This is a genomic window from Spongiactinospora gelatinilytica, from assembly GCF_003236385.1.
Taxonomy (GTDB): Bacteria; Actinomycetota; Actinomycetes; order Streptosporangiales; family Streptosporangiaceae; genus Spongiactinospora; species Spongiactinospora gelatinilytica.
In genome coordinates, this window is the sequence record NZ_POUA01000211.1 from 1 (window position 1) to 13,144 (window position 13,144).

The 13,144-nt window shown below is 71.8% G+C and carries 13 protein-coding genes and 1 tRNA gene; 2 read left to right on the forward strand and 12 right to left on the reverse strand.

The window, feature by feature from the left end:
* Nucleotides 1–48: 48 nt before the first annotated feature.
* A complete protein-coding gene (locus C1I98_RS40640; RefSeq protein WP_146607592.1) occupies nucleotides 49–636 on the forward strand; it encodes a hypothetical protein in 588 nt (195 codons plus the stop codon).
* A 257-nt stretch (nucleotides 637–893) separates the two neighbouring features.
* Here the strand turns inward: C1I98_RS40640 and C1I98_RS23970 are convergent.
* The 4 genes from C1I98_RS23970 to nadD all read right to left on the reverse strand — a co-directional run bounded on the left by C1I98_RS23970 (nucleotide 894) and on the right by nadD (nucleotide 2,777).
* Nucleotides 894–966: transfer RNA gene (locus C1I98_RS23970), tRNA-Ala, on the reverse strand.
* 114 nt (nucleotides 967–1,080) lie between these two features.
* The gene (locus C1I98_RS23975; RefSeq protein ID WP_111169681.1) at nucleotides 1,081–1,722 is read right to left on the reverse strand and encodes a histidine phosphatase family protein; all 642 of its coding nucleotides are present in this window, start codon (nucleotides 1,720–1,722) and stop codon (nucleotides 1,081–1,083) included.
* Nucleotides 1,719–2,123, reverse strand: a complete 405-nt coding sequence (gene rsfS, locus C1I98_RS23980) for a ribosome silencing factor (protein WP_111169682.1) — start codon at nucleotides 2,121–2,123, stop codon at nucleotides 1,719–1,721. The genes C1I98_RS23975 and rsfS overlap by 4 nt, the downstream gene beginning before the upstream one ends.
* Before the next feature lie 36 nt (nucleotides 2,124–2,159).
* The gene (nadD, locus tag C1I98_RS23985; RefSeq protein WP_199537162.1) at nucleotides 2,160–2,777 is read right to left on the reverse strand and encodes a nicotinate-nucleotide adenylyltransferase; all 618 of its coding nucleotides are present in this window, start codon (nucleotides 2,775–2,777) and stop codon (nucleotides 2,160–2,162) included.
* 86 nt (nucleotides 2,778–2,863) lie between these two features.
* On the opposite strand from nadD, the gene C1I98_RS23990 reads away from it, so the two are divergent.
* Nucleotides 2,864–3,886: a M48 family metallopeptidase gene (locus C1I98_RS23990; protein WP_438672105.1), complete on the forward strand. Its 1,023-nt coding sequence runs from the start codon at nucleotides 2,864–2,866 to the stop codon at nucleotides 3,884–3,886.
* 21 nt (nucleotides 3,887–3,907) lie between these two features.
* Here the strand turns inward: C1I98_RS23990 and C1I98_RS23995 are convergent, their stop codons facing one another.
* The 8 genes from C1I98_RS23995 to C1I98_RS24030 all read right to left on the reverse strand — a co-directional run.
* Nucleotides 3,908–5,650, reverse strand: a complete 1,743-nt coding sequence (locus C1I98_RS23995; protein WP_111169684.1) for a serine/threonine-protein kinase — start codon at nucleotides 5,648–5,650, stop codon at nucleotides 3,908–3,910.
* Between the two features lie 24 nt (nucleotides 5,651–5,674).
* Nucleotides 5,675–6,316: a DoxX family protein gene (locus C1I98_RS24000; protein WP_111169691.1), complete on the reverse strand. Its 642-nt coding sequence runs from the start codon at nucleotides 6,314–6,316 to the stop codon at nucleotides 5,675–5,677.
* A 120-nt stretch (nucleotides 6,317–6,436) separates the two neighbouring features.
* The gene (locus C1I98_RS24005) at nucleotides 6,437–7,723 is read right to left on the reverse strand and encodes a glutamate-5-semialdehyde dehydrogenase (protein ID WP_199537163.1); all 1,287 of its coding nucleotides are present in this window, start codon (nucleotides 7,721–7,723) and stop codon (nucleotides 6,437–6,439) included.
* On the reverse strand, nucleotides 7,716–8,861 hold the full coding sequence (gene proB / locus C1I98_RS24010; RefSeq protein WP_233508130.1) for a glutamate 5-kinase: 1,146 nt from the start codon (nucleotides 8,859–8,861) through the stop codon (nucleotides 7,716–7,718). The genes C1I98_RS24005 and proB overlap by 8 nt, the downstream gene beginning before the upstream one ends.
* Nucleotides 8,862–8,889: 28 nt before the next feature.
* Nucleotides 8,890–10,242: a GTPase ObgE gene (gene obgE, locus C1I98_RS24015; protein ID WP_111169686.1), complete on the reverse strand. Its 1,353-nt coding sequence runs from the start codon at nucleotides 10,240–10,242 to the stop codon at nucleotides 8,890–8,892.
* A gap of 95 nt (nucleotides 10,243–10,337) precedes the next feature.
* Nucleotides 10,338–10,598 carry a 50S ribosomal protein L27 gene (gene rpmA, locus C1I98_RS24020; RefSeq protein WP_111169687.1) on the reverse strand — a complete coding sequence of 87 codons (261 nt, stop codon included), beginning with the start codon at nucleotides 10,596–10,598 and terminating at the stop codon, nucleotides 10,338–10,340.
* Between the two features lie 18 nt (nucleotides 10,599–10,616).
* Entirely contained in the window at nucleotides 10,617–10,919 is a 303-nt protein-coding gene (gene rplU, locus C1I98_RS24025) for a 50S ribosomal protein L21 (protein WP_111169688.1), read from the reverse strand.
* Nucleotides 10,920–11,120: 201 nt separating this feature from the next.
* Nucleotides 11,121–13,144, reverse strand: a 2,024-nt coding sequence (locus C1I98_RS24030; protein ID WP_111169689.1) for an Rne/Rng family ribonuclease, incomplete at its 5' end; no start/stop codon positions are given.

Genomic DNA, 13,144 nt, shown 5'->3' on the forward strand with positions numbered 1-13,144 from the left:
CCCTCATCCACCGCTCCCCCGCCACGCTGCCGGTGACCTGGCCGACGGGTGACCAAGGCGACGCCTGAGCCACGCCGGAGCCTCGGCCTGATCGGGTCCCGGCACGGCCGCGGCCACGCGCTCATCCGCGACCACCCGGAGTCCGGCGACCACCGGCCGGGCAACACCCCGCTGCGCGCACTCGACCTCCTCTTCACCGGCGCCTTGCTGACCGCGGACTCGCCCAAGGACCACGTGATCTCCTACGGCCTGCGGCGGGCCGAATTCGACCTCCCGAACGGCGGCCACACCTACTTCCTTGAGCCGCCCTCCGGCCATTCCCAAGAGCTGATATCCCAACATGTCTCGGAAGAGGAGAGCGGCCTGGTACCGCTGCGGACGCTCGCCACCCCGCTCCGGATCCGCACCGTGTCGCTGCTCATCGGCGTCTCCATGTCCGCCACGGAGGTCGCGGACGAGCGGCCGGCCGGGAGCAGGGGAAGGCCCCGGCGGCTCTCCGCTACGACCCGGCAAGCGGCGCGCGGCTGGACCGGGCGGACATCATCCGGCGTCTCGCCGAGGCCAAGGTCCAGCGCGTGTCCCTGGACGCCGAGGTGTGGCTGGAGCGGTCGGTGTGGAAAGAGGTCGCCTGCCTGATCGATCAGGCGGTCGCCCCGGTCCATGAGAAAACAAGCCCACCCCGTTCCGATGACCGGATCAAGGTGAGCATGACCGCGCTCCTGCTCGCGGTCGCATCGGTATGCGCGCTGCTCGCCAGGCCCGCCGCGGGCCGGTTGGCCGCCCGCCTGCGCGGCCTGGAGCCCGCCGAACTGGAGGCGGCCGGGGTCAGCCACTCCAGCCTGCATATCGGCCTCATGGTGGGCGGCCACGAAGACGAGTGGCGAATCCAAGGGTGGAGCTATGGGGATTCGAACCCCAGACCTCCTCCATGCCATGGAGGCGCGCTACCAACTGCGCCATAGCCCCTTGCGTTTCGATGCTCGGGAAGCATACCGGTACGGCGGGTCCTACGCATAATCGCGCGGATGGGCGCGGTGCGGCCCGGGCCGGGGTGGGGGCCGGCGCGGGCCGTACGGCGGTTCAGGGGCGGTCTTCGGCGGCTTCGGGGATGTCGTCGCTGTAGACGGGCTCGGGGAGGGTGCCCGCGTTGTGTTCGAGCAGGCGCCAGCCCTTGCGGCCCTCTTCCAGCACCGACCAGGAGCAGTTGCCCAGGCCGCCGAGGGCGGACCACAGTTCCTCGGGGAGGCCGAGGAGCCGGGCGATGCCGAGGCGCAGGGCGGCGCCGTGGGAGGCGACCACCAGGAGGCCGCCGGGGGCGAGTTCGCCGGCCCAGCGGCGCATGGCCGCGGCGACGCGGTCGGCGACCTCGACCACGTGCTCGCCGCCCGGGGCGTCCCAGGAGGCGAACTCCTGCGGCCAGCGCGCGGCGATCTCGTCGCGGGTCAGGCCCTCCCACTCGCCGCCGCCGCGCTCGCGCAGGTCCTTGTCGGTGTAGGGGTCAAGGCCGGTGAGCCTGCCCAGAGCGGAGGCGGTGTCGTGGGCACGTCTCAGGTCGGAGGAGACGATCATGGAGGGGCGGAGGGCCGCCAGCAGCGCGGCGGCCCTGTTCGCCTGTGCGACCCCGACCTCGTCGAGCACGATGTCGGAGTGCCCCTGAAAACGGTGTTCGACGTTCCAGAGGGTCTGGCCATGCCGCCAGCACACGATGCGGCGGTTGCTCACGTGGCCGCTCCGCGGCTGCGCTGCGCGGCGGCGTGCCGTACGCCCTCCGGCAGCGGGATGGGCGGGCAGTCCTTCCACAGCCGCTCCAGGGCGTAGAAGGTGCGGTCTTCCTCGTGCTGCACATGCACGACGATGTCGACGTAGTCGAGCAGGACCCAGCGTCCCTCACGCTCTCCCTCACGGCGCACCGGCTTGGCGTCGGCCTCGATGCGCAGGCGCTCTTCGATCTCATCGACGATGGCACGGACCTGGCGATCGTTGGTCGCGGAGCAGAGCAGGAAGGCGTCGGTGATGACGAGCTGCTCGCTCACGTCGTAGGCGAGGATGTCGTCGGCGAGCTTCTCGGCCGCCGCCTCGGCGGCGACCTCGATGAGCCGGACGGCTCGTTCGGTAGCGGTCACGATGTGGGTCAGACCTCCTGTTGTCGGCGCTGTCTCCTATGAGGATTCCCGGTACAGGCCGCGTTTATTGATGTATTGCACGATCCCGTCGGGCACCAGGTACCAGATGGGCTCCCCGTCGCGCACCCGCTGGCGGCACTCCGAGGACGAGATCGCGAGGGCCGGGATCTCCACCAGACTGACCTTCCCCTCCGGGAGACCTGGATCATGCAACACATGACCCGGCCGGGTACAGCCTACGAAATGCGCGATGGTGAACAGCTCGTCAACATCTCGCCAGGAAAGTATCTGCGCGAGCGCGTCGGCTCCCGTTATGAAGTACAGCTCTACGTCGGGCCCATATATTCCGCAGATGTCGCGCAGCGTGTCAATCGTGAAGGTCGGCCCGGGGCGGTCGATGTCCACCCGGCTCACCGAGAAGCGGGGGTTGGACGCGGTGGCGATGACGGTCATAAGGTACCGGTCCTCGGGGGCGGAGACCGCCTGGGACGCCTTCTGCCACGGCCTGCCGGTGGGCACGAAGACGACCTCGTCGAGGTCGAAGTGATGCGCTACCTCGCTCGCGGCGACCAGGTGGCCGTGGTGGATGGGATCGAACGTGCCGCCCATGACCCCCACCCGCCGATGGCCCTGGCCGTTCGGCGCGTTCATCATGCAAGGGACCATACGCGTCTCAATACGGTGGACTTGACCCGCCCCCGCCCTGGGACCACGCGCGAAGGGCCCGCCGCCGACGTAGCATGCCGGGCATGACGACCACCCCGGATCGAAACCGAGTACAGCTTGCCGGCATCTCGTCCCGCGCCTACGAACACCCCGCCGACCGGTCCGCGCTGGTCGCCCTGCGTTCGCTGAGCGGGTTCGACACCGTTCTCAAGCAGATGTCCGGACTGATCAGTGAGCGCCGGTTGCGCCTGATCTATCTCGCCTCGGCGGTCCGCACCAGCGAAACACAGTTCCGCGCGCTCCACGACATGGGCCGGGACGCCGCCTACATCCTCGACCTGCGCCGCATCCCGGAGGTCTATGTCCAGCAGGACCCCAGTGTCAACGCCAAGGCGATCGGCTTCGACGACCCGTTCATCGTCGTCACCACCGGCCTGCTCAACCTCATGGACGAGGAGGAGCAGCGGTTCGTCATCGGCCACGAGACCGCGCACATCCTGTCCGGCCACGCCGTCTACCGGACCATGCTCGACATCCTCACCCGCCTGGCCACCCGGGTGGCGTGGATCCCGCTCGGCTACATCGGGCTGCGGGCGATCGTGGCCGGCCTTGAGGAGTGGTACCGCAAGTCCGAGCTCTCCGCCGACCGTGGCGGTCTGCTCTGCGGCCAGGACCCCGAGGCCGCGCTGCGCGCGCTGATGAAGCTGGCCGGCGGATCGCGCCTGCACGAGATGAACGTCGAGGCGTTCCTCGACCAGGCCAGGGAGTACGACACGGGCGGCGACGTCCGCGACGGCTTCCTCAAGGTCCTCAACCTGCTCGGCACCACCCACCCGTTCGCGGTGGTCAGGGTCGCCGAGTTGGACAAGTGGCGGCGCAGCGGCGAGTACGAGCGGATTCTCGGCGGCGAGTACCCGCGCCGGGAGGACGACGCCAACGCCAAGATCTCCGAAGAGGTCAAGGCCGCCGCGCGTTCCTACCGCGAGTCGTGGTCGCAGTCGCAGGACCCCTTCATCGGCGTGCTGCGCGACGTCGCCGAGGGTGCGGTACACGCGGGCGAGCGCATCTTCAACCGCTTCGCGCGCCGGGACGGCTGAGCGTCGGGCGGGTCGAGGCGGTCAGAGCAGGAGGGATATGACGCGCACGGTCGCCGCGCACAGCGCGACGAACCCGCCCAGTACGGCCAGCGCGCGCAACCCCTCCCTCCGCAGTTCCGGCAGCGCCGGACCGACCCGCTCGATCTCCCGGCCGATGATCGCCCCGCACACGACGGCGAAGACGACCCCGGCGACGGTCACCGGCACCGGCTCCTCCCACCAGACCGGCCCCAGGTGACCGCCGGCCACCGCCCACAACGTCAGGCCCGCCGCGCCCGCGGCGGGCACTCCAGGCCACACCGCCGCGCTCAACGCCGAGACGGCCAGCGCGAGCGGGAAGGACACCACCCGCAGGATCCGCCGGGCCGGAGCCGATCTGCGTTTGCGCACCGACCAGTGCCCGAGCCAGATGGTGCGGACCAACACCACAAAGCCGGCGGTGAGCACGGGTGTGACGGGCGCCCAGATCACCGAGGCCACGACGCACGGCGCGGCCAGTACGGCGAGCACCAGCAACGCCGTGTTGCCGGCCGGCAGCGGGCCCGTGCTCCCGCGCCGCACCGCCCGCCTGGCCCTGACCTGCACACCCGCCTTCGCGGCCCGGCCCTCCGGCGCGGCCCTGCCCCGCTCGGCCTTGTCGGGAGGCCCGGTGGCGACCCGTATGTCATCGTGCGGCTCGGCGGCGCTCGCCCTGCCCCGGACGGGCCCCTTGGCCGCCTCCGCTTCCTTGCCGCGGGCCTCCGCCGCCGCGGCGGCGGCCCTGCGTCTGCCGCCGCCCGGCACGCCCTCCTCGGCCCCGGGCGCCTGCTCGGCCTCCCCCCGGCGCGGCGGCCGCGCCGAGGCCGCTCTGGCCGCGCCCCGCTTGGCCCCGGGCGCCCCCTCGGCCGCGTCCGCGGCGACGGCGGCCACCTCGTCCGCCACCGGCGGCCCGGCCGCGTCCGCGCCGCCCTCCTCCGCGCCGAGCACGCGCGTCGCCTTGGCCAGCCTGCTCAGGCGGTCGGCGAGCAGCGCGGCGGTGGGCCGTTTGGCCGGGCTGCGGTTGAGCGCGGCCTTGATCAGCGGCAGCAGCGCCGCGGGCACGCCGTCCAGGTCGGCCTGGCCGTTCAGGATCGCGTACATCAGCGCCTCGGCGGTGCCGCCGGAGAAGGTCGGCCGGCCGGTGCCCGCGAAGGCGATGGTGGCGGCCCAGGCGTAGACGTCGGCGGGCTGGCCGACCGGCTCGTCGGCGAACAGCTCCGGCGCGGCATAACCGGGGGTGCCGAGGAAGGTGCCGGTCATGGTGAGCCGGGTGGCGTCCACGAGCTGGGCGATGCCGAAGTCGATCAGGATCGGCCCCTCCGGGCCGATCAGCACGTTGCCGGGCTTCATGTCGCGGTGGACCACGCCCGCGGCGTGGATGATGGCCAGCGCCGTCGTCATCCGCAGCGCCAGCTCGACCAGCTCGCCCTGCTCGAACGGCCCGTCCCTGCGCACCCGCTCCAGCAGCGTCTCGCCGTCGATGTGCTCCATCACCAGATAGGGCCGCCGGGCCCGCAGGTCGGCGTCGAGCACGCGGGCGACGTAGGGGCTCTCGACCCGGCGGAGCGCGCGAACCTCGCGATCCAGCCGTAACCTGGCCTCCGCGTCGTAGTCCGGCGAATCGCGCAGCAGCTTCACGGCGACACGATCACCGCGCCGGGTGCTCGCGAGGTAGACCTCGCCCATGGCCCCTCGGCCGAGCCGCTCCAGCAGGGTGTACGGCCCGACCCGGCCGAGCTTGCCCACGCTCCCTCCTCGCCCGGCGCATTCTCAGGGCCCACACCCTAGTGCAGCCTCGCCCTGATAGGCCGTACGGCGCGCCGTACGCGGAAAATGGGCACAATGTACTTCAACGAGAGCCGGACTCACCTTCGCCGCGCCGCCCGCCCGGCTCCTCCGGCGCCGCAGGTGCGGCATGGCGGCCGGTCGAGCTCTGCCGCGCGGTCGCGGGCCACTCGTCCAGTGACCCCGGCTCGGCCTTCGGCGGGCCGCCGCGCTCGACGTCGTCGGCCTGGTCCGCCAGATGGGCGGTGTCACCGCCTTGGGCCCGCCGCCCGCCGCGAGCAGCAGCGCGGCCGACCCCAGCCCGCCGACCAGCTCGAACCCGCCGTCGGAGATGAAGATGCCGTTGCGCGCGTGCACGAAGATCGCCGCGGCCGCGCAGACCACGGCCAGCAGGAGCGCGGCCAGCGGCGTGATCAGCCCGAGGATCAGCAGTGCCCCGCCGATCAGCTCCACCGCCATGGTGAGCCCGGCCGCGACCTGCGGCATCGGAATCCCCATCTCGGCGAAGCCCGCCGCCGTGGGCCCCACCCCACCCGCTCGGATCTTCTGCAGGCCGTGCGCCATGAAGATGACGCCCACGATCAGCCGGGCGATCAGCGCCGCGATGTCGTAAAGCCATCGCCTCATGGCCGCCACCCCCCTTCGCGGGGAAGGCCGGTACGGCCGGTCGGGTCAAATACGACGACAAGCTCCATGACTCCTAGTAAACGCCATAACAGGCCGATTACCTAGAGCGACACACCGATCTCAATCCGCTACAGGCGCGATCACCGTGCCCGCCGAGGTGCGAAGATGCCCGTCGCCGACGTAAATCCACTTGGTGGAGGTGAGTTCGGGCAGCCCCATCGGGCCGCGGGCGTGCAGCTTCTGGGTGGAGATGCCGATCTCCGCGCCGAAGCCGAACTCCCCGCCGTCGGTGAACCGCGTGGAGGCGTTGACCGCCACCGCCGCCGAGTCGACCAGCGCCACGAACCGGCGGGCCGCCCGCTGCGAGCGCGTGACGATCGCCTCGGTGTGCGCCGAGCCGTACTTCCTGATGTGCGTCACCGCGTCCTCCAGCGAATCGACCACGGCGGCGGCCAGGTCGAGCGAAAGGTATTCGGTGTAGTAGTCGTCCTCGGTCGCGGCGACCACGGAGCCGTGGGCGGCCACCCGCTCGTCGCCGTGCACGGTCACCCCCGCCTCGGCCAGCGCGGCCAGCGCCCGGGGCAGGAACTCCGCCGCCACGTCGGCGTGTACCAGCACCGTCTCGGCCGCGTTGCACACCGAGGGGCGCTGGGCCTTGGCGTTGAGCAGGATCTCCACGGCCAGCGCCACGTCGGCGTCGGCATCGACGTAAACGTGGCAGTTGCCCACCCCGGTCTCGATCACCGGCACGGTGGACTCCTCCACCACCGAGTTGATCAGCGACGCGCCACCGCGCGGGATCAGTACGTCCACCAGGCCGCGGGCGCGCATCAGGTGCTTGACCGACTCGCGGGTCAGGCCCGGCACGAGCCGCACCGCGTCGGCGGGCACGCCGGTCCCGGCCAGCGCGTCGCGCATCACGCCGACCAGTGCCACGTTGGAGGAGTAGGCGCTGGACGAGCCGCGCAGCAGCGTGGCGTTGCCGCTCTTCAGGCACAGCGCGGCGGCGTCCACCGTGACGTTGGGGCGGCCCTCGTAGATGATGCCGACCACGCCCAGCGGCACCCGGACCTGGCGCAGCTCCAGCCCGTTGGGCAGCGTGCCGCCGCGCACCACCTCGCCGACCGGGTCAGGAAGGTCCGCGATCTCCAGCACGGCCTGCGCGATCTTCTCGATCCGCTCCGGGTCGAGCCGGAGCCGGTCGATCATGGCCTCCGACAGGCCGCCTTCACGGGCCCGCGCCACGTCGGCGGCGTTGGCCTCGACCAGCTCCGCGGACCGCGCCACCAGCGCGTCCGCGATGGCCCGCAGCGCGGCGTCCTTCACCGCCCTGGGCAACGGCGCCAGCTCGGCGCTCGCCTCCCTGGCGGCCGTGGCCACCGCGCGGAACTCGGCTGCATCAGACATGGGACGCTCCAGAAAGATCAGGCTCAAGCAGGACGATGTCATCGCGGTGGATCAGCTCGCGCTCGTACTCGGGCCCCAGCGAGCCGGCCAGCTCCCTGGTGGACCGGCCGAGCAGGCCGGGGATCTCCGCGGCGTCGAAGTTGACCAGCCCGCGGGCCACCGCGTCGCCGTGCGGGCCGCACAGGTCGACCGGGTCGCCCGCGCTGAAGTCGCCCTCCACCGCGGTCACCCCTGCGGGCAGCAGCGACATGCGCCGGCCCACGACGGCCTCCACCGCGCCGTGGTCGAGGTGTAGCCGCCCGCGGCCGGTGGCCGCGTGGGCGAGCCACAGCAGCCGGGTGCCGGGGTGCCTGCCGTCGGGGTGGAAGTAGGTGCCGACGTCGGCCCCGGCGAGCGCCTGGGCGGCGTGCGCGGCGGCGGTCAGCACCACGGGCACCCCGGCCCCGGTGGCGATCCGCGCGGCCTGGACCTTGGTCACCATGCCGCCGGTGCCCACCCGGCCGGACCGGCCCAACTCCACGCCCGCGAGGTCGGCGGGGCCGCGCACGTCGGTCAGCCGGTTGGCCCCGCCCGGCCGGCGCGGGTCGCCGTCGTACAGCGCGTCCACGTCGGACAGCAGCAGCAGGGCGTCGGCGTGGATCAGGTGGGTGACCAGCGCGGCCAGCCGGTCGTTGTCGCCGAACCTGATCTCGTCGGTGGCCACGGTGTCGTTCTCGTTGACCACCGGCACGATGCCGAGCTCAAGGAGGCGGTCCAAGGTGCGCTGGGCGTTCCTGTGGTGGGAGCGGCGCATCATGTCGTCGGCGGTCAGCAGCACCTGGCCGACGCGCAGGCCGTATCGGGCGAAGGAGGAGGTGTAGCGGGCGATGAGCACGCCCTGCCCGACCGACGCGGCGGCCTGCTGGGTGGCCAGGTCGCGGGGACGGATGGGCAGGCCGAGGGGACCGAGCCCGGCGGCGATGGCGCCGGAGGAGACCAGCACGATCTGCGTGCCGCCGGCCCGGCGCGCGGCCAGTACATCGACGAGCGCGTCGACCCGGTCACCGTCGATCATCCCCTGGGGGGTCGTCAGCGACGACGATCCCACCTTGACCACAAGGCGGGACGCGGTACGCAGCCCCCCGCGCTCATCATTCACTCGCTGTCCCCATTTCCCTGTCGCGCTGTCATCCGATTCTGCTGTCCGTGCCGCGCGGACCACGCCGCGGCACGCCGCCGCCGATCGAAGGCCGCCAGTCGAACACGTAGCCGCCCTCCATCGGGCCGATGACGACCTCCGCGCCCTCGGTGGCGCCCGCATCGCGCAGCGCCTCCTCCACGCCGAGGCGTTCCAGCCGGTCGGCCAGGTAGCCGACGGCCTCGTCGTTGTTGAAGTCGGTCTGGCGGATCCACCGCTCCGGCTTCTCGCCGGTGACCTGGAAGGTGTCCTCGCCGACCCGGCGTACGGAAAAGCCCTCCTCGCCGAGCTGCCGCGGCCTGATGACCAGGCGGGTCGGCTCCTCCACGGGCGCGGCGGCGCGGAACGCGGCCACCATCTCGCCCATCGCGAAGGATAGCTCGCGCAAGCCCTCCCGGCTGGCCGCCGAGACGGTGAACACCCGCAGCCCGCGCTCCTTGAGCATCGGCGTGACCAGCTCGGCCAGCTCGCGGCCGTCGGGCACGTCGGACTTGTTGAGCACGACCAGGCGGGGGCGGTCGGACAGCTCGCCGTACGCGTGCAACTCGGCCTCGATCGCCTCGAAGTCGCTCAGTGGGTCCCTGCCGGGCTCCATGGTGGCGCAGTCGAGCACGTGCACGATGGTCGAGCAGCGCTCGACGTGCCGCAGGAACTCGTGCCCGAGGCCCTTGCCCTCCGACGCGCCGGGGATGAGGCCGGGCACGTCGGCGATGGTGAAGACGGTGTCGCCCGCGGTGACCACGCCCAGATTGGGGACCAGCGTGGTGAACGGATAATCGGCGATCTTCGGGCGGGCCGCCGACAGTGCCGCGATGAGCGAGGACTTGCCCGCGTTGGGGAAGCCGACCAGCGCCACGTCGGCGACGGTCTTCAGCTCCAGGAGCACGTCGAGCCGGTCGCCCGGCTCGCCGAGCAGCGCGAATCCGGGGGCCTTGCGCTTGGTCGAGGCCAGCGCCGCGTTGCCGAGGCCGCCCTGCCCGCTGCTCGCCACCACGTAGCGGGTACCGATGCCGACCAGGTCCACCAGCACCTCGCCGGTGGCGGCGTTCTTCACCACGGTGCCGTTGGGCACCGGCAGCACGAGGTCCGCGCCGCGCGCGCCGTCCCGGTTGGAGCCCTCGCCCTGCCGGCCGTTCTGGGCGGCGCGGTGCGGGCGGTGGTGGTAGTCGAGCAGGGTGGAGGTGTTGGCGTCGACCTCCAGGATCACATCCCCGCCCCGCCCGCCGTTGCCGCCGTCGGGGCCGCCGAGCGGCTTGAACTTCTCCCTGTGGACGGACGCGCAGCCGTTCCCGCCGTCACCCGCCCGGACGTGGAGGACGACCTGGTCTACGAACTCGGCCACTGTCTGCTTCCCATCATGGTCTGTGAAGACACGAACAGGGGTGGACCGCGAATGGCGATCCACCCCTGTCGGATTTAACGTCTACCGGCGCGGATCTACTCCGCGGGCGGGACGACGATGCTAACGGCGCGCCTGCCGCGCTTGCGACCGAACTCCACGTGCCCGGCGGCCAGCGCGAACAGCGTGTCGTCGCCACCGCGGCCGACGTTGTCGCCCGGGTGGAAGTGGGTGCCGCGCTGCCGGACGATGATCTCGCCGGCCTTCACGAGCTGACCGCCGAAACGCTTGACGCCGAGGCGCTTGGCGTTGGAGTCACGGCCGTTCCGCGTGGACGACGCGCCCTTCTTGTGTGCCATCTCGCAAACTCCCGTAACTCAGGCCTGGTCGATACCGGTGATCTTCACCTGGGTGTACCGCTGGCGGTGGCCCTGGCGCTTCTTGTAACCGGTCTTGTTCTTGTACTTCAAAATGCGGATCTTGGGGCCCTTGGTCTCGCCCAGGATCTCGGCCGAGACCGTGAACTTGCCCGCCTCGGTGGTCACGTCCCCGTCGTTGACGACGAGGATCGTCGGCAGCGAGACCGTGGAACCGACCTCGCCGGCGAGCTTGTCCACCTCAAGGACATCGCCGACGGAGACCTTCTGCTGCCTGCCGCCGCAACGAACGATCGCGTACACCGCGGAACCCTTCTGCTTCGTGCTCGCTGGATGCTGCGCCCCGCATCCGGTCACCATCAATTGTTTGGACCGACGAACCGGGTAGGCGCGCGAACAGGGCGCGTCTGCGGACGCACCGGTTCACTAGGGTACCGGATATCGGCAGCCCCGGTCGAACCGGGCGGAACGTCGGACCGGCCGACCTCGGCCGGATACCGGCCGCTAGTCGGGTTGCTTGGCGGCCCGGCGAGTGCGTCGCCGCCCCCTGCTCGTGCCCTGGGCGGCTTGATCATCATCTGCCCGGTCGCCACCAAGCGCATCGGTCACCGTATCACGGCCCGCCTGGTCCCCGGCCGCGACCGCGGAGCCCTCGCCGTTCTTCGACAGCTTGCCCGCGACGGCCTTCTCGATCGCCATCTTGCCCTGCGTGCCGCGCGGCTCCGGGACGCCCGGAGCGGGCTCCGCGGAGATGTGCAGCCCGCGGCCGTTGCAGCACTCGCACGGCGTGGAGAACGCCTCGAGCAGCCCCTGGCCGACCCGCTTGCGGGTCATCTGGACCAGACCCAGCGAGGTGACCTCGGCCACCTGGTGCTTGGTGCGGTCGCGCGCCAGGCACTCCAGCAGCCGCCGCAGCACCAGGTCGCGGTTGCTTTCCAGCACCATGTCGATGAAGTCGATGACGATGATGCCGCCGATGTCGCGCAGCCGGAGCTGGCGGACGATCTCCTCGGCCGCCTCCAGGTTGTTGCGGGTGACCGTCTCCTCCAGGTTTCCGCCCTGGCCGGTGAACTTGCCGGTGTTGACGTCCACCACGGTCATCGCCTCGGTGCGGTCGATGACCAGCGAACCGCCGCTCGGCAGCCACACCTTGCGCTCCAGCGCCTTGGCGATCTGCTCGTCCACGCGGTAGGCGGCGAACACGTCGGCGTCGTCCTGCCAGCGGGTCACCCGCTCGGCGAGGTGCGGGGCCACGTAGCGGACGTACTCGTCCACCGTCTCCCACACGTCACCGGCGACCACCAGCGAGGAGAAGTCCTCGTTGAAGACGTCCCTGACCACGCGGACGGTGAGGTCGGGCTCGGAGTACAGCAGCTCGGGCGGCCCGGCGGACTTGGCCTTGCGCTGGATGTTCTCCCACTGCGCCGACAGCCTGGCGACGTCGCGGTCCAGCTCCTCCTCCGAGGCGCCCTCCGCGGCGGTCCTGACGATCACGCCCGCGTTCTCCGGGGTGACCTTCTTCAGGATGCTCTTGAGGCGCGACCGCTCCTTGTCGGGCAGCTTGCGCGAGATACCGGTCATCGACCCCTCGGGGACGTAGACCAGGTAGCGGCCGGGCAGGCTGATCTGGCTGGTCAGCCGGGCGCCCTTGTGGCCCATCGGGTCCTTGGTGACCTGCACCAGCACCGACTGCCCGGACTTCAGCGCGGCCTCGATCCGCTTGGGCTGGCCCTCCAGCCCGGCGGTGTCGAAGTTGACCTCGCCCGCGTACAGGACGGCGTTCCTGCCCTTGCCGATGTCGACGAAGGCGGCCTCCATCGAGGGCAGCACGTTCTGGACCTTGCCCAGGTAGACGTTGCCGACGTAGGACTGACCGGCCTCGCGGTCCACGTAGTGCTCGACGAGCACGCCGTCCTCAAGGACGGCGATCTGGGTCCGGCCGCCGGTGCGGCGCACGACCATGACCCGCTCCACCGACTCGCGGCGGGCCAGGAACTCCGACTCGGTGATGATCGGCGGACGCCTGCGGCCCAGTTCCCTGCCCTCGCGGCGGCGCTGCTTCTTGGCCTCCAGGCGGGTCGAGCCGCGGACGCTCTGCACCTGGTCGATGGACGTGCTCACCGAACCGCCGCGCCCGGCGCGCGGCGCGCGGATGCGGACCACGGTGTTGGGCGGGTCGTCGGCGGACGGCTCGGCGCCCTCCTCGCTGCCGCGCCTGCGCCGCCTGCGCCGCCTGCGCGAGCCGCCCGAGGACTCCTCGGACTCGTCCTCCGGCTGGTCCTCCGCCTCGGCCTCGGCCGCCTCGGTGTCGTCTCCGTCGGCCTCGTCGCGGTCGCGGGTCTTGCCCCGGCCGCGTCCGCCGCGCCTGCGCCGCCTGCGGCGGCCACCGCCCTCGCCCTGCTCGTCGGAGTCGGTCTCCGCGTCGTCGTCGGTGTCGTCGGCCTCCTCGGCTTCCTCGGGCTCGGGCAGCGGCTCCTCGGCGACCTCCGACTCCTCCTCGGGCGCCGCGGCGGCCGGTTGCGGGGCGG